The organism is Pseudomonas wadenswilerensis (assembly GCF_024749185.1).
Taxonomy (GTDB): Bacteria; Pseudomonadota; Gammaproteobacteria; order Pseudomonadales; family Pseudomonadaceae; genus Aquipseudomonas; species Aquipseudomonas wadenswilerensis.
Window position 1 is genome coordinate 1,545,045 of record NZ_CP087191.1, and the last position, 22,844, is coordinate 1,567,888.

Below are 22,844 nucleotides of genomic sequence, written 5' to 3' on the forward strand. Positions count from 1 at the left end.
GCTGCGTGCACCGGGTGGCTGAGGTACTGTGCCAGGGGGCGGAGGGGGGGCGCTCGTGAACGCCGTTGAGCAACCGGCCTCATTGCTTTTAAAGGATTTACGATGTTGCAGTTATCCAACGCGGTGCAGATACCGGACGACGAGATCGAGTTGACCGCCATCCGCGCCCAGGGCGCCGGCGGCCAGAACGTCAACAAGGTCTCCAGTGCCGTTCACCTGCGTTTTGACACCCAGGCCTCATCGTTGCCGGCGTTCTACAAGGAACGCCTGCTGGCCCTGAGCGACAGTCGCATTACCCGTGACGGGGTGATCATCATCAAGGCCCAGCAGTATCGAACTCAGGAACAGAATCGTGCCGATGCCCTGGAGCGCCTGCGCGAACTGATCCTCTCGGCCATCAAGGTCGAGAAGGCGCGACGCCCGACCCGGCCGACCCTGGGTTCCAAGACCCGGCGCCTGGACACCAAGAGCAAGCGCGGGGCCATCAAGGCCGGGCGCGGCAAGATCGATTATTGAGACAGGTGCCGCGTTGGTTGCAGGCGGGCCTGGCGGTACAGATACAGGCTCAGTAACAGGCCGCAGAACGACGCGCCGGCAGCAAAGACAAAGATAGAAGCGAAGCCGAATCCGGCGGCAATCGCCCCGGCCAGTGGCCCGGTGATGCCCAGCGACAGGTCGATGAACAGCGAATAGGCGCCCACGGCCGCGCCGCGATTGGAGGCGGAGACCAGATTGACCGCTTCGACCCCCAGGGCCGGAAACACCAGCGAGAACCCAAAGCCGCTCAGCGCCGCACCGGCCAGGGCCAGCTCGGCACTCGGCGCCTGCCACAGCAACAGCAAGCCGAGGGTTTCCACCGACAGGCAGGCGATGGCGACCCGATAACCACCGATACGGTTGATCAGGTTGCCGAACAGCAGCCGGGCGCCAATGAAACAGGCGCCGAACAGGCTCAGGCACAGGGCGGCGTTGTTCCAGCTGTGGCTGGCGTAGTACAGGGTGATGAAGGTGGCGATGGTGCCGAAGCCGATCGAGCCCAGGGCCAGCCCCGAGCCATGGCCGAATACCCGGCCGAGCACGTGCAGAAACGGCAGGCGTTCACCGGCAACCACAGGGGCGGCGGTTTTCGGCCAGGCCAGGGCCAGGCCCAGCACGCACAGCAGCAAAATGCTGGCGCCCATGCTCCACAGGCCGAACTGCTGCACCAGCACCACGCCCAGCGGTGCGCCGATGGCCAAGGCGCCATAGCTGGCGATGCCGTTCCAGGAGATCACCTTGGCGGTGTGTTGCGCGCCCACCCGGCCAATGCCCCAACCGATCGAGCCCGAGCCGACCAGGCTTTCGGCGCTGCCCAGCACCAGGCGGCCGACCAACAGGCTGGCCAGGCTCAGCCATGGCGCATGTTGCAGCCACGCTGAAATCAGCATGAACACGCCGCTCAAGCCACAACCGGCCAGGCCGTAGAGCACGGCGCGCTTGCTGCCCAGATTATCGATGATGCGGCTGGCGTAGGGGCGGCTGAGCAGGGTGGCCAGGTATTGCACGCTGATCACCAGGCCTGCGACCACGGCGCCGAAGCCGAGGTCGTTATGCACGTAGCCGGGCAGCACGGCCAGGGGGATGCCGATGTTCAGGTAGCCGATGAAGGTAAACAGGACGATGGAGACGACTTGCAGGGTGACCGCAAGGGAGCGCGGTGAGTCGGGCATGAGGGGGCTTTCGTAATAGAGGAATTCTTGACGGTGTGAAAACGTGTTGACGGGGTGGTCCCTGCATCAGCCGTTTTCACACAGTCTGATCGTTGCGCGATTATTCCTGGTCGGCGCTGGAAGTTTCGTCGCCGTCGTAGTCAGCCTGGGCTGGTTCGGCGCTGTGAGTGGCAGGAGTCTGCTCTTCTGGGTTCAGGCTTGGGAAGGGAAGATTCGGGATTTCATGCATCTCGTCGTTCCTCGCAAGTGTGTGGAAAGGCTGCGCAAGGCGCGCATGGGCTTGTGAAAGCCCGTGCAGGATACAGGAGTCTGAATGACAGTATGAATTTTCCTGCTGATTGGTGTTGAAGAGCGGGGGATCTTCGGGGCTGCTTCGCAGCCCATCGCTGGCAAGGCCAGCTCCCACAGGGTTTGGTATATGCAGATCCCGTGTGGGAGCCGGCCTTGCCGGCGATGCTTTTAACGACAGACGTCGGCGATGGCGGCAGCCAGTGCTTCAAGGCGTGCCGCATCGGCGCCGGCGATGTTCGCCCGGCCAGTGCCGACCATGTACACGCTGTGGCGCTCACGCAGTTGCTTGACCTGCTCCGGCGACAAGCCGGTGTAGGAGAACATCCCGCGTTGTTCGGCAATGTGCGCGAAGCGTTCGCTCAGGCCATGGGGTGCCAGGGCCTCGACCAGCCCGACGCGCAGCTCGGCGATGCGCTGGCGCATGGCCTCGACTTCTTCGACCCACAGGCGCTTGAGGTTGGCGTCGCCAAGAATCTGCGCCACTACCGCCGCGCCATGGTCCGGTGGCGTCGACCACAGGTTGCGCGCCAGCAAGGCCAGCTGGCTGCGCACATCCACCAGCTTTTCGGCATCATGGCTGCACACCAGCAGGGCGCCGGTGCGGTCACGATAGAGGCCGAAGTTCTTCGAGCAAGAGCTGGTAATCAGCAGCTCGGGCAGTTCGGCGGCGAACAGCCGTACCGCCCAGGCGTCTTCTTCCAGGCCATCGCCAAAGCCCTGGTAGGCAAAGTCGATCAGCGGCAGCAACTCGCGACGGCGCACCACGTCCAGCACGGCACGCCAGTCATCCTGGCTCAGGTCGAAACCGGTCGGGTTATGGCAGCAGGCGTGCAGCAATACCACATCGCCTGTTGGCGCGGCTTCCAGGGCAGCGAGCATCCCGGCGACATTCAGGCGGTTGTCCGCACCGACGTAGGGATAGTGGCTGACCTTGAGGCCGGCGCCGGCGAAGATGGTTTCGTGGATCGGCCAGGTCGGGTCGCTCAGCCAGATACCGCGGCCAGGCAGGCAGTGCTCGATGAACTCCGCTGCCAGGCGCAGGGCACCGGTACCGCCCGGGGTCTGGGTAGCGCCGGCGCGCTGGTTGCTGAGCAGCGACGAATCACTGCCCAGGACCAGTTCGCCGATCAGCCGGCCAAAGGCCGCATCGCCATGACCGCCGACGTAGCTCTTGCTGGCCTGCTGCTCAAGCAGGCGCTGTTCGGCCTGCTTGACCGCGGCCGGAATCGGCGTCAGGCCCTGGGCATCCTTGAACACGCCGACACCGAGGTCGAACTTGTTCGGGTTGCTGTCCTTGGCATATGCCTCCATCAGCCCGAGGATCGGATCGCCGGGTACGCGCCCGATGGCGCCGAAGTGCATTACTTGCGGCCTTCGGCGGTGCTGGCGACCTCGTCGGTACGCGCGGCCATGATGAAGTCGTTACGGTGCAGGCCCTTGATCGAGTGGCTCCACCAGGTCACGGTGACCTTGCCCCATTCGGTCAGCAGGCCTGGGTGATGACCTTCGGCTTCGGAGATTTCGCCAACGGCGTTGGTGAAGGCCAGGGCATGCTTGAAGTTTTTGAACAGGAAGACTTTTTCCAGCTGCATGATGCCGTCACGGACTTCGATGTTCCAATCCGGGATCTGCTTGATCAGTACCGGCAGTTCTTCGTCGCTGACCTGTGGAGCATCGGCACGGCAGGCTTCGCAGTGGGCTTGGTTCAAGGCGTTCATAAGGTTTTCCGCAAGTGTTTGTTATTGGTTTGCAAGGTCGCTCAGGCGGCGACCTTGGGTGGAAATTTCGGTGCGTGCAGGCCCATCTTCATCGCCGTGTGAACCATGCCCATGATGTCTTCGTGGGCCAGGTCGAACAGGCGCTTGAGGTTGGGTAGGGCGAAGTACAGCGGTTGCAGGATATCGATGCGATACGGCGTGCGCATCGCTTCCATCGGGTCGAAAACCTGGTGCTCGGGCTCGTCGGACAGGCTGTAGACGGTCTCTTTGGGCGAAGACAGGATGCCGCCGCCGTAGATCTTGCGGCCCTGCGGGGTGTCGACCAGGCCAAACTCGATGGTCATCCAGTAGAGGCGGGCGAGGTACACGCGCTCTTCCTTGGTGGCCTGCAGGCCGAGCTTGCCATAGGTGTGGGTGAATTCGGCGAACCACGGGTTGGTCAGCAATGGGCAGTGGCCGAAGATCTCGTGGAAAATGTCCGGTTCCTGCAAGTAATCGAGCTCTTCTTCGGTGCGAATGAAGGTCGCCACCGGAAAGCGTTTGCTGGCCAGCAGTTCGAAAAAGGTCTGGAAGGGGATCAGTGCGGGTACGCGGGCAACTTGCCAACCGGTGGTGGCGCCCAACACTTTGTTGATTTCGCCCAGCTGCGGGATACGGTCGTGAGGCAGGCCCAGCTGTTCGATGCCGTCCAGGTATTCCTGGCACGCGCGGCCTTCGATCACCTTCAATTGACGGGTAATCAGGGTGTTCCACACCGCATGTTCCTGCTGCGGGTAGTCGATAAAACCCTGCGCATCGGGCTCGCGAGCCACGTATTGCGTCTGTTTCATACTGCTCTCCTGCTGAGGGCCATTCTTGTTATGTGATCAAGCCATTACCCCTAGTGATAACCCTCAATTGTGCTGTTTGCAGCGGCCTGGCGGCGGATTTGCGATGATTTCGGCCTGGATTTTGTAACGATAACTTTACGAAATAGCCAGCATCCAGAAAAAACGGGGGCTTTAACCCTTGAAACCTCAGCTATCTGTCACATAATCTTTACGACTATTCTTCGGTCGCTGTAAAAAAATGCCCGACGTGCCGCGTACCAGACCTTCTTGTAGGACATTTCATGCGTATTAAAGTGCATTGCCAAAACCGCATCGGCATCCTGCGCGACATTCTCAACCTGCTGGTCGAGTACGGCATCAACGTCGCCCGCGGCGAGGTCGGTGGCGAGCATGGCAATGCCATCTACCTGCACTGCCCGAACCTGATCAACCTGCAGTTCCAGGCCCTGCGGCCCAAATTCGAATCGATTGCCGGGGTTTTCGGCGTCAAGCGCGTAGGTTTGATGCCCAGTGAGCGCCGGCACATGGAGCTCAATGCCCTGCTCGGCGCCCTGGATTTCCCGGTGCTGTCGATCGATATGGGTGGCTCCATCGTTGCCGCCAACCGTGCGGCGGCGCAATTGCTCGGGGTGCGGGTCGACGAGGTGCCTGGCATTCCGCTGTCGCGTTATGCCGAGGATTTCGACCTGCCGGAGCTGGTGCGCGCCAACAAGTCGCGGATCAATGGCCTGCGGGTCAAGGTCAAGGGCGATGTGTTCCTCGCCGATATCGCGCCGCTGCAGTCCGAGCATGACGACAGCGAGGCCCTGGCCGGCGCGGTATTGACCCTGCACCGCGCTGACCGCATCGGCGAACGCATCTATAACGTGCGCAAGCAGGAGTTGCGCGGTTTCGACAGTATCTTCCAGAGCTCGCGGGTCATGGCGGCGGTGGTGCGCGAGGCGCGGCGCATGGCGCCGCTGGATGCACCGCTGCTGATCGAAGGTGAAACCGGCACCGGCAAAGAGCTGCTGGCCCGTGCCTGTCACCTGGCCAGCCCTCGAGGCCAGGCGCCGCTGATGGCGCTCAACTGTGCCGGTTTGCCCGAGTCCATGGCCGAGACCGAATTGTTCGGTTACGGCCCAGGGGCGTTTGAAGGCGCGCGGGCAGAGGGCAAGCTTGGGCTGCTGGAGCTGACGGCGGGCGGCACCCTGTTCCTGGATGGCGTCGGTGAGATGAGTCCGCGCTTGCAGGTGAAACTGCTGCGCTTCCTGCAGGACGGCTGTTTCCGTCGTGTAGGCAGCGACGAAGAGGTGTACCTGGATGTGCGGGTGATCTGCGCAACCCAGGTCGATCTGTCCGAGTTGTGCGCCCGTGGCGAGTTCCGTCAGGACCTCTACCACCGCCTTAACGTGCTGTCGCTGCACATTCCGCCGTTGCGCGAATGCCTGGACGGCCTGCCGCCGCTGGTCGAACACTTTCTCGACCAGGCCAGCCGGCAGATCGGTTGCCCACTGCCCAAGCTTGCACCTGCAGCAATGGAGCGCCTGAGCCAGTACCACTGGCCGGGCAACGTGCGGCAACTGGAGAACGTGTTGTTCCAGGCGGTTTCGTTGTGCGACGGCGGGGTGGTCAAGAGCGAGCATATCCGCTTGCCGGACTACGGTGGCCGGCAACCGCTGGGCGAGTTTTCCCTTGAGGGCGACCTGGGGCAAATTGTCGGGCGTTTCGAGAAGGCAGTGCTGGAACGATTGATGAGCGAATTTCCCAGCAGCCGTGCACTGGGTAAACGCTTGGGTGTTTCCCATACAACAATTGCCAACAAGTTGCGTGAACATGGTGTTGGCAAGTCGGATTAATTAATCCGTCGTTAATAAAGCATGGGTAATAGAGGCAGGTTGTTAGTTGCAGGCATGACGGTAAATGAGTGCAGCGCGCCTCGTTCGTTAACAACCGAGGCGCTGCAGGCGGTCAATCCGTTGGATCAACCGTTCGAGCAACCGTTACCCATCACCCGGTACTCGAGAATGTGGCGCTTGCCCTGGGAGTCTTCGTAGGTCATGCGCGCCGGGACCACTTCGCAGACATTCGGGACTTCGCTCATGGAAATAACCTTGGCGATGTCCAGGTGCTGCGAGTAACTGTACTGTTCAACCGGAATCTGCTCGGCGCCGCCATTTGCAACTTCCTCGGCCATGGCCACGCTGCAAAGACTACCCAGTGCCAATACCAGTAAAGCTTTCATCTTCATTTTTACCTGTCTAAGGTCGTAAGGGGGCACGCAGCGCTTGTGGCGCCGCGTGTACAACATCATCAACTATCACGATTATTTGCCGATTAACTTCCCTTCGTGGGGGGCTACAAGAAAGTTAATCGTGGTGCCGTTGCTGGCGAGGTGAATTCTAGGAGTGCGGCCTGGGCTTAAACAGCCACGGTTTTGATAAACACTGTTGGCAGAAACTGTAACAATCGCCTGGCAGGCTGCCGGATTTTTTTATTTTTCCACCGTGCAGGCCCGGCCTTGAGCCTTCGTCGCTGGTTGCAGGGAGAAAAGACGAGGGCGTTACTACCAACGTCGAATGGCCGGCGCAGTCTGGTACAGTTACAACGAGGTCATACAAAAACAACTATTACACCGAGGTAACAAAGATGAGTGCGGCTCCCCTGTATCCCGTTCGTCCCGAGGTTGCGGCCAACACGTTGACCGACGAGGCGACCTACAAGGCCATGTACCAGCAGTCGGTGATCAACCCGGACGGCTTCTGGCGCGAGCAGGCTCAACGCCTCGACTGGATCAAGCCTTTCACCAAGGTCAAGCAGACCTCCTTTGACGACCACCATGTCGACATCAAATGGTTTGCTGACGGCACTCTGAACGTTTCCTACAACTGCCTGGACCGTCATCTGGCCGAGCGCGGCGATCAAATCGCGATCATCTGGGAAGGCGACGACCCTTCCGAACACCGCAACATCACCTACCGTGAACTGCACGAGCAAGTGTGCAAGTTCGCCAACGCCCTGCGCGGCCAGGATGTGCACCGGGGTGACGTGGTCACCATCTATATGCCGATGATCCCCGAGGCCGTGGTCGCCATGCTGGCCTGCGCCCGTATCGGTGCGATCCACTCGGTGGTATTCGGCGGCTTCTCGCCTGAGGCGCTGGCCGGGCGCATCATCGACTGCAAGTCGAAGATCGTCATCACCGCCGACGAAGGCCTGCGTGGCGGTCGCCGCACTGCGCTGAAAGCCAATGTCGACCTGGCCCTGACCAACCCGGAAACCAGCAGCGTGCAGAAGATCATCGTCTGCAAGCGCACCGGTGGCGACATCGCCTGGCACCAGCACCGCGACATCTGGTACGAAGACCTGATGAAGGTTGCTTCCAGTCACTGCGCGCCGAAGGAAATGGGTGCCGAAGAAGCGCTGTTCATCCTCTACACCTCCGGTTCCACCGGCAAGCCCAAGGGCGTGCTGCACACCACTGGCGGCTACATGGTGTATGCCGCACTGACCCACGAGCGGGTGTTCGACTACCGTCCGGGCGAAGTCTACTGGTGCACCGCCGACGTCGGCTGGGTCACCGGCCACAGCTACATCGTCTACGGCCCGCTGGCCAACGGTGCGACCACCGTGTTGTTCGAAGGCGTGCCGAACTATCCGGACATTACCCGCGTGTCGAAGATCATCGACAAGCACAAGGTCAACATCCTCTACACCGCGCCGACCGCCATTCGCGCGATGATGGCCGAAGGTCAGGCCGCGGTTGCCGGTGCCGACGGCTCCAGCCTGCGCCTGCTGGGTTCGGTGGGCGAGCCGATCAACCCGGAAGCCTGGAACTGGTACTACCACACCGTCGGCAAGGAGCGTTGCCCGATCGTCGATACCTGGTGGCAGACCGAGACCGGCGGCGTGCTGATCAGCCCGCTGCCGGGCGCTACCGCGCTCAAGCCGGGCTCGGCGACCCGTCCGTTCTTTGGCGTGGTACCGGCACTGGTGGACAACCTCGGCAACCTGATCGAAGGCGCTGCCGAAGGCAACCTGGTGATCCTCGATTCCTGGCCGGGCCAGTCGCGTTCGCTGTATGGCGATCATGACCGCTTCGTCGACACCTACTTCAAGACCTTCCGCGGCATGTACTTCACCGGTGACGGTGCCCGTCGCGACGAAGACGGCTACTACTGGATCACCGGCCGCGTCGACGACGTGCTCAACGTCTCCGGCCACCGCATGGGCACCGCCGAGATCGAAAGCGCCATGGTCGCCCACCCGAAAGTCGCCGAGGCCGCAGTGGTTGGCGTGCCGCATGACATCAAGGGGCAGGGTATCTATGTCTACGTCACCCTCAACGGTGGCGTCGAACCGACCGAGCAACTGCGCCTGGAGCTGAAGAACTGGGTGCGCAAGGAGATCGGTCCGATTGCCTCGCCGGATGTCATCCAGTGGGCGCCGGGGCTGCCGAAAACCCGCTCGGGCAAGATCATGCGCCGCATCCTGCGCAAGATCGCCACGGCCGAGTACGACGGCCTGGGTGATATCTCGACCCTGGCGGATCCGGGTGTGGTGCAGCACCTGATCGATACCCACAAGGACATGAGCAAGGCTTCGGCCTGAGTCTGAAGCTGCTTCGCAGCCTATCGCCGGCAAGTCCGGCTCCCACAGGGTGATGTTTCCACTGTGGGAGCTGGCTTGCCAGCGATGAGGCCCTCATGTGTTACTCAAATGCCCCGTCCGGCATCTGCCGGCGGGGCTTTGTGCATTCTGTTACTTCGACAATCATCGGTAACCCTTCTGTCACCGCTTTCGCACAAAAGCGGGGCAAAGCGAAACGCCCAAGTGCCTTTTCGGAGCATTTTTTTGCGGCTTTGCGGCCTGCTGAAACGCTACGCTTGCCGGATTAGAAGGCTTTGCCAATAATAGGCCCGCTTATTGCTTCATTGATTGGTTATTTGTCTTTTGCTTTTGCATATTCCGTGAAAGCTGTCAATATCTCCGACCCCGTGTTCCTGCGCTTCTGTAACTAGTTGTCGCATTGAAGAAATATCGGCTTCGGAGCTGTCGTTAAAATGCCGATCACTCGCTCGCCGCGTCTGCTTCAATGCCGACCCTGCGCAGCTCGCGTTGTACCCATTCGCATATCGGGCAGTCCTCAACCCTGCCTTGTATTGCCCTTTACCGATGGAGTTCCAGATGAAGAAACTCGCACTGCTTGGCGCCCTGGCGCTGTCCGTGTTTTCCCTGGCAGCGCTGGCTGATGAGAAACCGTTGAAAATCGGGATCGAAGCCGCCTACCCACCGTTTGCATCGAAGGCGCCGGACGGCAGCATCGTCGGCTTCGACTACGACATCGGCAACGCCCTGTGCGAAGAGATGAAGGTCAAGTGCGTGTGGGTCGAGCAGGAATTCGACGGCCTGATCCCGGCACTCAAGGTGCGCAAGATCGACGCCATCCTGTCCTCCATGTCGATCACCGAAGACCGCAAGAAGTCCGTGGACTTCACCGGCAAGTACTACCTGACCCCGGCGCGCCTGGTGATGAAGGAAGGTACTGCCGTCAGCGAAGGCCTGACTGAACTGAAGGGCAAGAAGATCGGCGTGCAGCGTGGCTCGATCCACGACCGCTTTGCCAAGGAAGTGCTGGGTGCGCAAGGCGCCACCATCGTTCCTTACGGCACCCAGAATGAAATCTACCTGGACGTCGCCGCTGGCCGTCTGGATGGCACCGTCGCCGATGCTACGCTGTTGGAAGACGGTTTCCTGAAGACTGACGCCGGTAAAGGCTTCGCCTTCGTTGGCCCATCGTTCACCGACGCCAAGTACTTCGGTGACGGCATTGGTATCGCTGTACGCAAAGGCGACGCGCTGAAAGACAAAATCAACGCGGCCATCGCCGGCATCCGTGCCAACGGCAAGTACAAGCAGATTCAGGACAAGTACTTCAACTTCGACATCTACGGCCCAGAAGCCAAGTAAATCGTCGACGTTTCACCTGTTCAATGGTGCAAGCAGCAGAGACTCTGAGGTTTGCACCATTTTTTCATCCCTAAGGTCGAGGACCTCATCATGTTGAAAGGCTACGGGGCAGTCATCCTCGACGGAGCGTGGCTGACGCTACAGCTCGCCTTGTCGTCCATGGCCCTGGCCATCGTGCTCGGTCTGATCGGTGTGGCGCTGCGTTTGTCGCCAGTGCGCTGGCTGGCCTGGCTCGGCGATCTGTATTCCACCGTGATCCGCGGGATTCCCGATCTGGTACTGATCCTGCTGATCTTCTACGGCGGCCAGGATCTGCTCAATCGCGTCGCGCCGCTGCTGGGCTTTGACGACTATATCGACCTCAATCCGCTGATGGCGGGTATCGGCACCCTCGGTTTCATCTTTGGTGCCTATCTGTCGGAAACCTTCCGTGGTGCGTTCATGGCCATTCCCAAGGGGCAGGCCGAAGCCGGCATGGCCTATGGCATGAGCAACCTGCAGATTTTCTTCCGGGTGCTGGTGCCGCAGATGATTCGCCTGGCGATTCCTGGCTTCACCAACAACTGGCTGGTCCTGACCAAGGCTACCGCACTGATTTCGGTGGTCGGCCTGCAGGACATGATGTTCAAGGCCAAGCAGGCGGCCGATGCCACTCGCGAGCCTTTCACCTTCTTCCTGGCGGTAGCGGCGCTGTACCTGGTGATCACCAGTGTTTCGCTGCTGGCCCTGCGTTACCTCGAGAAGCGCTACTCGGTAGGCGTAAAGGCGGCTGATCTATGATTTTCGACTACAACGTCATCTGGGAAGCGCTGCCGCTGTACCTGAACGGCCTGCTGACCACCCTCAAGCTGCTGGCGCTGTCGCTGCTGTTCGGTTTGCTGGCGGCGATCCCGCTGGGCCTTATGCGCGTTTCCAAGCAGCCGCTGGTGAACATGAGCGCCTGGCTCTACACCTACGTGATCCGTGGCACACCGATGCTGGTGCAGCTGTTCCTGATCTACTACGGCCTGGCCCAGTTCGAAGCGGTACGTGAAAGCTTTCTCTGGCCGTGGCTGTCCAGTGCGACCTTCTGTGCCTGCCTGGCCTTTGCCATCAACACCAGTGCCTATACCGCCGAAATCATCGCCGGCAGCCTCAAGGCCACGCCGCACGGCGAGATCGAGGCGGCCAAGGCCATGGGCATGTCGCGGGTCAAGATGTACCGCCGCATCCTCTTGCCGTCGGCCCTGCGCCGGGCGCTGCCGCAGTACAGCAACGAAGTGATCATGATGCTGCAGACCACCAGCCTGGCGTCGATCGTGACCCTGATCGACATCACCGGTGCAGCGCGCACGGTCAACGCCCAGTACTACCTGCCGTTCGAGGCCTATATCACGGCTGGCGTGTTCTACCTGTGCCTGACCTTCATTCTGGTGCGCCTGTTCAAGCTGGCCGAGCGTCGCTGGCTCGGCTACCTGGCGCCGCGCAAGCACTGAGGCCTGCGCCCACTTTTTCGCCCTGAGCGTTAGCTCAAGTCTGACTGCTTTGTGAGAATCGACAGCATGTACAAACTCGAAGTCCAAGATCTGCATAAACGCTACGGCAGTCACGAAGTGCTCAAGGGCGTGTCCCTGGCGGCCAAGGCAGGCGACGTGATCAGCATCATCGGCTCCAGCGGTTCGGGCAAAAGTACTTTCCTGCGCTGCATCAACCTGCTCGAGCAGCCGCACGCGGGCAAGATCCTGCTCAACAACGAAGAGCTCAAGCTGGTGGCCAACAAGGACGGCGCGCTCAAGGCCGCCGATCCCAAGCAACTGCAGCGCATGCGTTCGCGCCTGTCGATGGTGTTCCAGCACTTCAACCTGTGGTCGCACATGACCGCGCTGGAAAACATCATCGAAGCGCCGGTGCACGTGCTGGGCATGTCGAAAAAAGACGCCCTGGAAAAAGCCGAGCACTACCTGGCCAAAGTCGGTGTTGCCCACCGCAAGGACGCCTATCCTGGGCATATGTCCGGTGGTGAGCAGCAGCGCGTGGCAATTGCCCGGGCGCTGGCCATGGAGCCGGAAGTGATGCTGTTCGACGAGCCGACCTCGGCGCTCGACCCGGAGCTGGTCGGTGATGTGCTCAAGGTCATGCAGTCGCTGGCCCAGGAAGGCCGGACCATGGTCGTGGTCACCCACGAAATGGGCTTTGCCCGCGAGGTGTCGAACCAGCTGGTGTTCCTGCACAAGGGCCTGGTGGAAGAGAGCGGCAACCCACGCGAAGTGCTGGTCAACCCGCAATCGGAGCGTCTGCAACAGTTCCTTTCGGGCAGCCTGAAGTAAGATTGCCGTTTTGCACCAAAATGGGTCATGCTGCATCGTACGCGCAGCATGACCAGGCTCTAACTTCTTGACCTTTTTCAGGTTTCGGACCGCACCCCATGACCACCCAGCGAATCGGTTTTCTCATCTGGCCCAGCACCAAGGCCCTGACCCTGGCGCTGGCGGAAGAGGTGTTGCGGGTTGCCCAGAAGGTCCATCCGGAAGTGGTCTACGAGCTGTCGTTCCTGCAGGCCGAAGCACCTGGCGAAGGTGCCTGGCGCCTGCCGGGCGAGCCGTGGGCCGGCAAGCTCGAAGGTTGCCAGAAGCTGTTTTTGCTGGCTGACGAGCCGCCCCAGGCCGTGGCGTCGAGCCTGGCCAGCGCACTCAAGCAGCTGGTACGTGCCGGTTGCGTGGTCGGCGGCCTGTCGGCGGGGGTTTACCCGTTGGCGCAGTTGGGCCTGCTCGATGGTTATCGGGCTGCGGTGCACTGGCGCTGGCAGGATGATTTCGCCGAACGCTTCCCCAAGGTCATTGCCACCAGCCACTTGTTCGATTGGGATCGCGACCGTTTGACGGCGTGCGGCGGCATGTCGGTAATCGACCTGCTGCTGGCGGTGCTGGCTCGCGATCATGGTGCCGAGCTTGCCGGTGCGGTGTCTGAAGAGCTGGTGGTCGAGCGCATTCGTGAGGGTGGCGAGCGCCAGCGCATTCCGCTGCAAAACCGTCTCGGCTCCAGCCATCCGAAGCTGACCCAGGCCGTGCTGCTGATGGAAGCCAACATCGAAGAGCCGCTGACCACCGACGAGATCGCCCAGCATGTGTGTGTATCGCGCCGCCAACTGGAGCGGATCTTCAAGCAATACCTCAATCGCGTGCCGAGCCAGTACTACCTGGAACTGCGCCTGAACAAGGCGCGGCAGATGCTGATGCAGACCAGCAAGTCGATCATCCAGATCGGGCTGTCCTGCGGGTTTTCTTCCGGGCCGCATTTCTCCAGCGCCTACCGCAACTTCTTTGGCGCAACGCCGCGGGAAGATCGTAATCAGCGACGTAGCAGCAGCCCGTTCGAACTGTCGTCGGTGCCCGCGGAGCGCGGCTGATAGCCGATGCTATCGCCGGCAACGCCGGCTCCCACAGTTCTTGTGTATGCAGAGCCCCTTGTGGGAGCCGGCCTTGCCGGCGATGGCTGCGCAGCAGCCCGAATACAGTTGTGTCCCCACCACACCCGCAGCGTTTAAACTGCGCCTTTGCGACCCTATTTGTCGCATTGCCGTAAGCCTTGGTAAAACAGGGTTTGGCGCTATAAGAAGTTGTCGCTTGGCGGCAAGGTCAGGCGCCGATCTGTCCTTACAATCCCCCCATCGCTCGCCAGTTCCAGGCAGGCGTTCCTCTTCAGGAGACTCCGATGTCCGTTGAGCAAGCTCCGGTGCAACGCGCCGATTTCGACCAGGTGATGGTCCCCAACTATGCACCGGCGGCTTTCATTCCCGTCCGTGGAGCGGGCTCCCGCGTCTGGGATCAGGCGGGCCGCGAGCTGATCGATTTCGCCGGCGGCATCGCCGTTAACGTCCTTGGCCATGCCCATCCGGCGCTGGTTGGCGCCCTGACCGAGCAGGCCAACAAGCTGTGGCACGTGTCCAACGTGTTCACCAACGAGCCGGCCCTGCGCCTGGCGCACAAGCTGGTCGATGCGACCTTCGCCGACCGTGCGTTCTTCTGCAACTCCGGCGCCGAAGCCAACGAGGCGGCGTTCAAACTGGCCCGGCGTGTCGCCCACGACCGTTTCGGCCCCGAGAAGCACGAGATCATCGCCACCGTTAACAGCTTCCACGGTCGCACCCTGTTCACCGTCAGCGTCGGCGGCCAGCCGAAGTACTCTGACGGTTTCGGGCCGAAAATCACGGGTATCAGCCACGTGCCGTACAACGACCTGGAAGCGCTGAAAGCGCAGATTTCCGACAAGACCTGCGCCGTGGTCATCGAGCCGATCCAGGGCGAGAGCGGTGTGGTCCCGGCTGACGTTGCCTACCTGCAAGGCGCCCGCGAGCTGTGCGACAAGCACAACGCGCTGCTGATCTTCGACGAAGTGCAGACCGGCGTTGGCCGTACCGGCTCGTTGTTTGCCTACCAGCACTACGGCGTGACTCCGGACATCCTCTCCAGTGCCAAGAGCCTGGGCGGCGGTTTCCCGATCGGCGCCATGCTGACCACCGAAGACCTGGCCAAGCACCTGGCCGTCGGCACCCACGGCACCACCTACGGCGGCAACCCGCTGGCCTGTGCCGTCGCCAGCGCGGTGCTGGATGTGGTCAACACCCCTGAAGTGCTGGCCGGCGTCAAGGCCAAGCACCAGAAGTTCAAGGCACGCCTGGAGCAGATCGGCGAGAAATACGGCTTGTTCACCCAGGTACGTGGGGTTGGCCTGCTGATCGGTTGCGTGCTGTCCGAGGCCTGGAAAGGCAAGGCCAAGGATGTCTTCAACGCCGCCGAGAAAGAAGGCCTGATGGTGCTGCAAGCCGGCCCAGACGTCGTGCGTTTCGCCCCGAGCCTGGTGGTCGAGGATGCTGATATCGATGAAGGCCTGGACCGTTTCGAGCGCGCTGCAGCAAAACTGACTCAGGCCTGATTCAAGCCTGAAGTCCTTTCATCGGCCCTGCCGGGCCGGTGAAACCGAATTCCAGAGCAGGTGCCTGCGGGCGCCTGCTGTTTTTCTTTGAGCCGGCGGATGTCGGCCTGTTTTCCCGAAAGGAGTGACACCATGCTGGTGATGCGCCCCGCGCAAATGGCTGATCTGGGTGAAGTACAGCGTCTTGCCGCAGACAGCCCCATTGGTGTCACGTCCTTGCCGGATGATGCCGGTCGCCTGAGCGACAAGATTGCCGCTTCGGAAACGTCCTTCGCTGCCGAAGTCAGCTTCAACGGAGAAGAGAGCTATTTCTTCGTCCTTGAAGACAGCAGCACCGGCAAGCTGGTCGGCTGTTCGGCCATCGTCGCCTCAGCTGGCTATTCCGAGCCGTTCTACAGCTTTCGCAACGAGACCTTCGTGCATGCGTCCCGGGAGCTGAAGATCCACAACAAGATTCACGTCCTGTCGCAATGCCACGACCTGACCGGCAACAGCCTGCTGACCAGCTTCTACGTGCTGCCGGAGCTGGTCGGCAGCGGCTGGGCCGAGCTCAACTCCCGTGGCCGCCTGCTGTTCATGGCCGCCCACCCGGAACGCTTCGCCGAGTCGGTGGTCACCGAAATCGTCGGCTATAGCGACGAGCATGGCGATTCGCCGTTCTGGGATGCCATCGGGCGCAACTTCTTCGACCTCAATTACGCCGAGGCCGAGCGCCTGTGCGGTCTCAAGAGCCGGACCTTCCTGGCCGAGCTGATGCCGCATTACCCGATCTACGTGCCCTTGCTGCCGGATGCCGCGCAGGAGGCCATGGGCCAGGTGCACCCGCGGGCGCAGATCACCTTCGACATCCTGATGCGCGAAGGCTTCGAGACCGATCACTACATCGACATTTTCGACGGCGGTCCGACCCTGCATGCGCGGGTTTCCGGTATCCGTTCGATTGCCCAGAGCCGGGTGATGCCGGTCAAGCTGGACGATGCCGCCAGCAAGGGCGGGCGCCCGTACCTGGTCAGCAACGGCCAGTTGCAGGATTACCGCGCGGTGCTGCTGGAGCTCGACTGGGCACCCGGCAAGCCGGTCAGCCTGAGTCTTGAAGCTGCCGAAGCCCTGGGCGTCGGTGAAGGCGCCAGCGTCCGTCTGGTCGCGGTTTGATCCCTGCGGTTCGATAACCGAGCACCCAGGTCGAGTTTTGCGGCAGGCCCAAGGCCGCCGCCCGAGGAGATAGCATGATCGTTCGTCCCGTACGCAGCAGCGATTTACCTGCGCTGATCGAGCTGGCGCGCAGCACCGGCACCGGCCTGACCACCTTGCCGGCCAACGAAGAGCGCCTGGCACACCGGGTCGGCTGGGCCGAGAAGACTTTCCGTGGCGAAGCCGAACGCGGTGATGCCGATTACCTGTTCGTGCTGGAAAACGACGAAGGCGTAGTGGTGGGTATCTCCGCCATCGCCGGTGCGGTCGGCCTGCGTGAGCCCTGGTACAACTACCGGGTCGGCCTGACCGTCAGCGCTTCCCAGGAACTGAACATCTATCGGGAAATCCCCACCCTGTTCCTGGCCAACGACCTGACCGGCAACTCCGAGCTGTGCTCACTGTTCTTGCGTGGCGACCACCGCAGTGGCCTCAATGGCCGCTTGCTGGCCAAGGCGCGCCTGCTGTTCATCGCCGAGTTCCCGGAGCTGTTCGGCAACAAGATCATCGCTGAAATGCGCGGCATGTCCGACGAACAGGGCCGTTCGCCGTTCTGGGAAAGCCTGGGCCGGCACTTCTTCAAGATGGAATTCAGCCAGGCCGATTACCTGACCGGCGTCGGCAACAAGGCTTTTATTGCCGAGCTGATGCCCAAGTTCCCGCTGTACACCTGCTTCCTCTCGGAAGCGGCGCGCAACGTCATCGGCCGGGTGCACACCGACACTGAGCCGGCGCTGGCAATGCTCAAAAGCGAAGGTTTCAGCTACCAGGGCTATGTCGACATCTTCGACGCGGGCCCTGCGGTGGAGTGCGAAACCGCCAAGATCCGCGCAGTGCACGACAGCGAGGCGCTGGTACTGGCCGTCGGTACCCCGGGCGACGACGCGACCCCGTTCATCATTCACAACCGCAAGCGCGAAGACTGCCGCATCACCGCCGCACCTGCGCGCTTTGCCGCCGGCACCCTGGTGGTCGACCCACAGACCGCCAAACGCCTGCGCCTGAGCGCCGGTGACCAGGTGCGTGCCGTACCACTGTCCGCTGCCCGGGAGGCCAAATAATGACGACTCACTTTATCGCCGGCAGTTGGCAGACAGGGCAGGGCGAAGCGCTGCAATCGCTCGATCCGGTTAGCCAGCAGGTTGTCTGGCAAGGCCAGGGCGCCAGCGCCGAGCAGGTTGACAGCGCCGTCAAGGCCGCGCGTCAGGCCTTTGCCGGCTGGGCGCTGCAGTCGCTGGAGGCGCGCATCAGTGTGCTCGAAGCCTTTGCCGCCGCGCTCAAGGCCAATGCCGATGAACTGGCGCGCTGCATCGGTGAAGAAACCGGCAAGCCGCTGTGGGAAGCCACGACCGAAGTGACCAGCATGGTCAACAAGGTGGCGATTTCGGTACAGAGCTACCGCGAGCGCACCGGTGAAAAGAGCGGCCCGCTGGCCGATGCCACCGCCGTGCTGCGCCACAAGCCCCATGGCGTGGTCGCGGTGTTCGGCCCGTACAACTTCCCCGGTCACCTGCCCAACGGTCATATTGTCCCGGCGCTGCTGGCCGGTAACACCGTAGTGTTCAAGCCCAGCGAACTGACCCCGAAAGTCGCCGAGCTGACGGTCAAGTGCTGGATCGAGGCCGGCCTGCCGGCAGGCGTGCTCAACCTGGTCCAGGGCGCCCGCGAAACTGGCGTGGCCCTGGCTGCCAACCCGGGCATCGACGGTTTGTTCTTCACCGGCTCCAGCCGCACCGGCAACCTGCTGCACCAGCAGTTCGCCGGCCGTCCGGAGAAGATCCTGGCCCTGGAGATGGGCGGCAACAACCCGCTGGTGGTCGACGAGGTCAAGGACCTGGACGCCGCGGTGTACACCATCATTCAGTCGGCGTTCATTTCCGCCGGCCAGCGCTGCACCTGTGCACGCCGCCTGCTGGTGCCGCAAGGCGCCTGGGGCGATGCGCTGCTCAAGCGCCTGGTCGAGGTGAGCAAGAACATCTCGGTCGGCGCTTTCGATCAGCAGCCGGCGCCGTTCATGGGTTCGGTGATCTCCCTGGGCGCCGCCAAGGCACTGCTCGATGCCCAGGCGCAACTGCTGGGCAACGGTGGTATCGCGCTGCTGCAAATGACCCAGCCGCAGGCCACGGCCGCCTTGCTGACCCCGGGCATCATCGATGTCAGCGCGGTAGCCGATCGCCCTGACGAAGAGTTCTTCGGCCCGCTGCTGCAGGTGATTCGCTACAGCGATTTCGATGCGGCCATCAGTGAGGCCAACAACACCCAGTACGGCCTGGCAGCCGGCCTGTTGTCCGATTCCCACGCGCGCTACCAGTACTTCTGGCTGCAAAGCCGCGCCGGCATCGTCAACTGGAACAAACAACTGACCGGCGCCGCCAGCAGCGCACCATTCGGTGGAGTGGGTGCCAGCGGCAACCACCGCGCCAGCGCCTACTACGCGGCGGATTACTGTGCTTACCCGGTAGCCTCGCTGGAGACCGCCAGCCTGACCCTGCCTGCCACACTGACGCCAGGCGTCTCCCTATAACAAAAGGTCCACGGAGCCTTGCCGATGAAATCGTTTGAAGTGAATTTTGATGGTCTGGTCGGACCGACGCACAACTACGGCGGGCTGTCGTACGGCAACGTTGCTTCGCAAAGCAACAGCCAGCAGGCGTCCAACCCGCGGGAAGCGGCGCGTCAGGGCCTGGCGAAGATGAAAGCGTTGATGGAGATGGGTTTCCAGCAGGGCGTACTGGCCCCGCAGGAGCGTCCGGACGTGGCCGCGCTGCGCCGCCTGGGTTTTGCCGGCACCGATGCGCAAGTGATCGAGCGTGCCGCCAAGGACGCCATGCCGTTGCTGGTCGCCAGTTGCTCGGCATCGAGCATGTGGGTGGCCAATGCCGCCACCGTCAGCCCGAGTGCCGACACGGCGGACGGTCGCGTGCACTTCACGGCTGCCAACCTCAACTGCAAATATCACCGCAGTATCGAGCACCCGACTACCAGCCGTGTGCTGGGCGCGATGTTCGCCAACCAGCAGCACTTTGCCCACCACGCCGCCTTGCCGGCCGTGGCGCAGTTCGGTGATGAAGGTGCAGCCAACCATACCCGTTTCTGCCGCAGCTACGGCGAGGCCGGTGTCGAATTCTTCGTCTACGGGCGCAGCGCCTTCGACACCCGCTATCCGGCGCCGCAGAAATACCCGGCGCGCCAGACCCTCGAAGCTTCGCAAGCCGTCGCCCGCCTGCACGGTCTGAGCGAGGAGGGCGTGGTCTACGCCCAGCAGAACCCGGCGGTGATCGACCAGGGCGTGTTCCACAACGATGTGATCGCGGTGGGTAACGGCGAAGTGCTGTTCTACCACGAAGATGCCTTCCTCGAGACCGAGGCGATACTTGGCCAACTGCAGGCTAAACTGGCTAAACGAGGCGGTAACTTCAAGGCGATCTGCGTACCGCGCTCGGCTGTCACGGTAGAGGACGCCGTGCGTTCGTACCTGTTCAACAGCCAGTTGCTGTCTCGCGCCGATGGTTCGATGCTGCTGATCGTGCCGGAAGAGTGCCACAACAATGAGCGGGTCTGGGCGTATCTGTCGTCACTGACCGGCTCTGGCGGACCGGTCAGCGAGGTCAAGGTCTTCGACCTCAAGCAGAGCATGCAGAACGGTGGCGGGCCGGCGTGCCTGCGCTTGCGCGTGGCATTGAATGAAACGGAACTGGCGGCGGTCAATCCAGGCGTTATCATGACCGCACCGCTGTACGACACCCTGACCCAATGGGTTGACAAGCACTACCGTGATCGCCTGAGCGAAACCGACCTGGCCGATCCGCAGTTGTTGCTGGAATGTCGTACGGCCCTGGATGAACTGACCCAGATCCTCAAACTGGGTTCGGTCTATCCGTTCCAACTTCAACCTTGAGAGAGAATTCGACTATGTCCGACGCCCTGCAGCTGATCCTTGAAGATGACGATGGTACCCAGCTGGAAACTTCCTGCACCCGCTTTGCGGTGGTCTGGCAAGGCAAGGAGGTATGGATTCAGCAGGATGGCCGTGGTCAGCTGCTGATCGGCGTCGACGTCGAAGAAGACGATACCGAGTACGCCAACTTGCTGCTGCGTCCGCTGGCGACCAACCTGGTCAGCCTGCAGCTGGAAATGGAACCGGCCGATGCCGGCGACGATGAAGAACACGTCCATGGTCCCGACTGCGGCCACCATCACTAAGGAATAGCCCATGCTCGCCCTCGGCAAACTGCTTGAACTGACCCTGGCCGGTCGCGAACCGGCAGAGAAGACCCAGCTGACTGTCGACGGCGTACGCATGCGCTGGCTCGGCGAGGGCGCCCTCGAAGTGCGCCCGCCCGAGGCTCGTGACAATGGCCAGGACCTGCTGCTGTCGGCGGGCATCCATGGCAACGAAACCGCACCGATCGAGTTGCTCGATCGGCTGCTGCACGACATTGCCCGCGGCGATCTCAAACCGCGTGCGCGTATTCTGTTCCTGTTCGGCAACCCCGAGGCGATCCGCCGCGGCGAGCGTTACATCGAGCAGGACGTCAACCGCTTGTTCAATGGCCGCCACGATCAGTCCAGTGGTGCCGAGGCCCTGCGTGCCTGTGAGCTGGAGCGCCTGGCGGCGACTTTTTTCAGCGTCCCCGAGCGCACCCGCCTGCATTACGACCTGCACACCGCCATTCGTGGTTCGAAGATCGAGCAGTTCGCCCTCTATCCGTACAAGGAAGGTCGCCAGCATTCGCGTCGCGAACTGGCGCGCCTGAGTGCGGCCGGCATGGAGGCGGTGCTGCTGCAAAGCAAGGTGTCGATCACCTTCACCGCCTACACCTATGAGCAATTGGAGGCTGAAGCCTTCACCCTGGAGCTGGGCAAGGCGCGGCCGTTCGGGGAGAACGGCCAGGTCAATGTCGAGCGCCTGGAGACCCGTCTCAAGCAGATCATCGAAGGCACCGAGCCTGAAGAGCCTCAAGCCCTGGATGGCCTGCAGCTATTCAGCGTGGCTCGCGAGATCATCAAGCACAGCGAGCATTTTCGTCTGAACCTGCCTGCGGATATAGAGAACTTCTCGGAGCTCGAACCCGGCTACCTGCTGGCCGAGGATATCGCCGACACCCGCTGGATCGTCGAGGAGCAGGGCGCGCGCATCATCTTCCCCAACCCGAAGGTCAAGAATGGTTTGCGGGCGGGGATTCTGATCGTTCCCGCCAACCCCGAACAGCTAGGCTGATTGGGTGGGAGCGGGCTTGCCCCGCGATTGCGATCTACCTGCTGCATCGCATCGCGGGACAAGCCCGCTCCTACAGGGTTATTCAGCCGGCCATTTTTTGCGGCACTTCATTGCGACGCAGGGCGCGCAGCTTGTGCAGGGTATCGGCGCAGGTCTTGGCCGCCTCGGCGCCCTTGACCAGGAAATGTTCGAAGTAGAAGTTCTGATGCTCGTCACCGGCATGGAAGTGGTGCGGGGTCAGCACAGCCGAGAACACCGGCACCTCGGTTTCCAGCTGCACCTGCATCAGGCCGCTGATCACCGACTGGGCGACGAACTCATGGCGGTACAGGCCGCCATCGACCACCAGGCCGGCGGCGACGATGCCGGCGTAGCGACCACCACGGGCCAGCAGCTTGGCGTGCAGAGGGATCTCGAAAGCGCCGCCGACTTCAAAGAAATCGATATCGCTCGCCTGATAGCCTTGTTTACCCATCTCTTCGACGAATGCCTTGCGAGCCTGGTCGACAATATCCTTGTGCCAGCAGGCCTGGATGAAGGCGATGCGCTCGTGGGAAGGGTTCTTGCTATCGATTGCGGTAGGTTGCATTGAAACGGACTCCTGTTTGGATGAGAAACAGGGCGCTGGATCGAAGGGGATTTCGCCATGCAGCTGCACAACGACAGGCGCGGATGCACCTCTCCCGTTCTCTCTTTATCCGGACTATGACCGTCGGCCCCGGAATCACACCGGGTCTGCTGACCTTGCAGGCAGGCCTGCAAGCGCTCGCGGGCTATGCGCATTGCGCGCAATTACCGCCGGTGGGGAATCGCACCCCGCCCTGAGAACGTTACCGTCGGTTGTCAACGGCGAGGAATTATTAGCACAGATGTCAGGTAAACGTATAGGCTGCTAACGATTTTTTCCGGATCAACGACATTTCATCCGGGAAACCTTGCCAATTGCTTTGTGCGGCCCCAGTAATATCGTGTCACCAGATCAAATCAGGCCCAGAGAGGTCGGGCGGAGTGGTCGCGAGCGGTT

22 protein-coding genes and 1 riboswitch are annotated in these 22,844 nt (G+C 61.9%); of the genes, 15 read left to right on the forward strand and 7 right to left on the reverse strand.

Going from position 1 to position 22,844, the window contains the following annotated elements; translation table 11 throughout:
* The first annotated feature begins 102 nt into the window (after window positions 1-102).
* Entirely contained in the window at window positions 103-516 is a 414-nt protein-coding gene (gene arfB / locus LOY45_RS07145) for an alternative ribosome rescue aminoacyl-tRNA hydrolase ArfB (protein ID WP_115088144.1), read from the forward strand.
* Here arfB and LOY45_RS07150 read toward each other — a convergent pair.
* The 5 genes from LOY45_RS07150 to phhA form a co-directional block, all read right to left on the reverse strand.
* Window positions 510-1,709, reverse strand: coding sequence for an MFS transporter (locus LOY45_RS07150; RefSeq protein ID WP_134063698.1), 1,200 nt, complete (start codon window positions 1,707-1,709; stop codon window positions 510-512). The genes arfB and LOY45_RS07150 overlap by 7 nt on opposite strands.
* Window positions 1,710-1,809: 100 nt before the next feature.
* Complete coding sequence (locus LOY45_RS07155; protein WP_258578902.1) at window positions 1,810-1,938, reverse strand: hypothetical protein; 129 nt, start codon at window positions 1,936-1,938, stop codon at window positions 1,810-1,812.
* 230 nt (window positions 1,939-2,168) lie between these two features.
* Complete coding sequence (locus tag LOY45_RS07160) at window positions 2,169-3,362, reverse strand: amino acid aminotransferase (RefSeq protein WP_134063696.1); 1,194 nt, start codon at window positions 3,360-3,362, stop codon at window positions 2,169-2,171.
* On the reverse strand, window positions 3,362-3,718 hold the full coding sequence (locus LOY45_RS07165; RefSeq protein WP_036994257.1) for a 4a-hydroxytetrahydrobiopterin dehydratase: 357 nt from the start codon (window positions 3,716-3,718) through the stop codon (window positions 3,362-3,364). Before LOY45_RS07165 ends, LOY45_RS07160 begins: the two co-directional genes overlap by 1 nt.
* Window positions 3,719-3,759: 41 nt before the next feature.
* On the reverse strand, window positions 3,760-4,548 hold the full coding sequence (phhA, locus tag LOY45_RS07170; RefSeq protein ID WP_134063694.1) for a phenylalanine 4-monooxygenase: 789 nt from the start codon (window positions 4,546-4,548) through the stop codon (window positions 3,760-3,762).
* A 281-nt stretch (window positions 4,549-4,829) separates the two neighbouring features.
* On the opposite strand from phhA, the gene LOY45_RS07175 reads away from it, so the two are divergent.
* Window positions 4,830-6,386, forward strand: coding sequence for a sigma-54-dependent transcriptional regulator (locus LOY45_RS07175; protein WP_134063692.1), 1,557 nt, complete (start codon window positions 4,830-4,832; stop codon window positions 6,384-6,386).
* Window positions 6,387-6,511: 125 nt separating this feature from the next.
* Here LOY45_RS07175 and LOY45_RS07180 read toward each other — a convergent pair whose 3' ends face one another.
* Window positions 6,512-6,772 (reverse strand): DUF2790 domain-containing protein, encoded by a 261-nt coding sequence (locus LOY45_RS07180; RefSeq protein ID WP_115088139.1) that lies wholly within the window; start codon window positions 6,770-6,772, stop codon window positions 6,512-6,514.
* A gap of 404 nt (window positions 6,773-7,176) precedes the next feature.
* On the opposite strand from LOY45_RS07180, the gene acs reads away from it, so the two are divergent.
* The 13 genes from acs (at window position 7,177) to astE (ending at window position 21,820) form a co-directional block, all read left to right on the forward strand.
* Window positions 7,177-9,138, forward strand: coding sequence for an acetate--CoA ligase (acs, locus tag LOY45_RS07185; protein WP_038996456.1), 1,962 nt, complete (start codon window positions 7,177-7,179; stop codon window positions 9,136-9,138).
* A 576-nt stretch (window positions 9,139-9,714) separates the two neighbouring features.
* Window positions 9,715-10,497: an ABC transporter substrate-binding protein gene (locus tag LOY45_RS07190; protein ID WP_115088138.1), complete on the forward strand. Its 783-nt coding sequence runs from the start codon at window positions 9,715-9,717 to the stop codon at window positions 10,495-10,497.
* Window positions 10,498-10,587: 90 nt separating this feature from the next.
* Entirely contained in the window at window positions 10,588-11,277 is a 690-nt protein-coding gene (locus tag LOY45_RS07195; protein WP_010226646.1) for an ABC transporter permease, read from the forward strand.
* Window positions 11,274-11,972, forward strand: coding sequence for an ABC transporter permease (locus LOY45_RS07200; RefSeq protein WP_038996454.1), 699 nt, complete (start codon window positions 11,274-11,276; stop codon window positions 11,970-11,972). Before LOY45_RS07195 ends, LOY45_RS07200 begins: the two co-directional genes overlap by 4 nt.
* 66 nt (window positions 11,973-12,038) lie before the next feature.
* Window positions 12,039-12,803: an ABC transporter ATP-binding protein gene (locus LOY45_RS07205; protein WP_010226650.1), complete on the forward strand. Its 765-nt coding sequence runs from the start codon at window positions 12,039-12,041 to the stop codon at window positions 12,801-12,803.
* Between the two features lie 98 nt (window positions 12,804-12,901).
* The gene (gene argR, locus LOY45_RS07210) at window positions 12,902-13,882 is read left to right on the forward strand and encodes a transcriptional regulator ArgR (RefSeq protein WP_010226652.1); all 981 of its coding nucleotides are present in this window, start codon (window positions 12,902-12,904) and stop codon (window positions 13,880-13,882) included.
* Window positions 13,883-14,187: 305 nt separating this feature from the next.
* Window positions 14,188-15,408, forward strand: a complete 1,221-nt coding sequence (locus LOY45_RS07215; protein ID WP_134063683.1) for an aspartate aminotransferase family protein — start codon at window positions 14,188-14,190, stop codon at window positions 15,406-15,408.
* Between the two features lie 132 nt (window positions 15,409-15,540).
* Window positions 15,541-16,560, forward strand: coding sequence for an arginine/ornithine succinyltransferase subunit alpha (gene aruF / locus LOY45_RS07220; protein ID WP_115088136.1), 1,020 nt, complete (start codon window positions 15,541-15,543; stop codon window positions 16,558-16,560).
* Window positions 16,561-16,634: 74 nt separating this feature from the next.
* On the forward strand, window positions 16,635-17,660 hold the full coding sequence (gene astA, locus LOY45_RS07225; RefSeq protein ID WP_115088135.1) for an arginine N-succinyltransferase: 1,026 nt from the start codon (window positions 16,635-16,637) through the stop codon (window positions 17,658-17,660).
* Window positions 17,657-19,123, forward strand: a complete 1,467-nt coding sequence (gene astD, locus LOY45_RS07230; RefSeq protein ID WP_258579293.1) for a succinylglutamate-semialdehyde dehydrogenase — start codon at window positions 17,657-17,659, stop codon at window positions 19,121-19,123. The genes astA and astD overlap by 4 nt, the downstream gene beginning before the upstream one ends.
* A 24-nt stretch (window positions 19,124-19,147) precedes the next feature.
* Window positions 19,148-20,497 carry an N-succinylarginine dihydrolase gene (gene astB, locus LOY45_RS07235; RefSeq protein ID WP_115088133.1) on the forward strand — a complete coding sequence of 450 codons (1,350 nt, stop codon included), beginning with the start codon at window positions 19,148-19,150 and terminating at the stop codon, window positions 20,495-20,497.
* 14 nt (window positions 20,498-20,511) lie between these two features.
* On the forward strand, window positions 20,512-20,802 hold the full coding sequence (locus tag LOY45_RS07240) for a topoisomerase II (protein ID WP_233673959.1): 291 nt from the start codon (window positions 20,512-20,514) through the stop codon (window positions 20,800-20,802).
* Window positions 20,803-20,812: 10 nt separating this feature from the next.
* Window positions 20,813-21,820, forward strand: a complete 1,008-nt coding sequence (gene astE, locus LOY45_RS07245; RefSeq protein WP_115088131.1) for a succinylglutamate desuccinylase — start codon at window positions 20,813-20,815, stop codon at window positions 21,818-21,820.
* A gap of 82 nt (window positions 21,821-21,902) precedes the next feature.
* Here the strand turns inward: astE and LOY45_RS07250 are convergent, their stop codons facing one another.
* Entirely contained in the window at window positions 21,903-22,409 is a 507-nt protein-coding gene (locus tag LOY45_RS07250) for a 6,7-dimethyl-8-ribityllumazine synthase (RefSeq protein ID WP_115088130.1), read from the reverse strand.
* Between the two features lie 92 nt (window positions 22,410-22,501).
* A riboswitch (FMN riboswitch) is annotated at window positions 22,502-22,653 on the reverse strand.
* Window positions 22,654-22,844 lie beyond the last annotated feature (191 nt).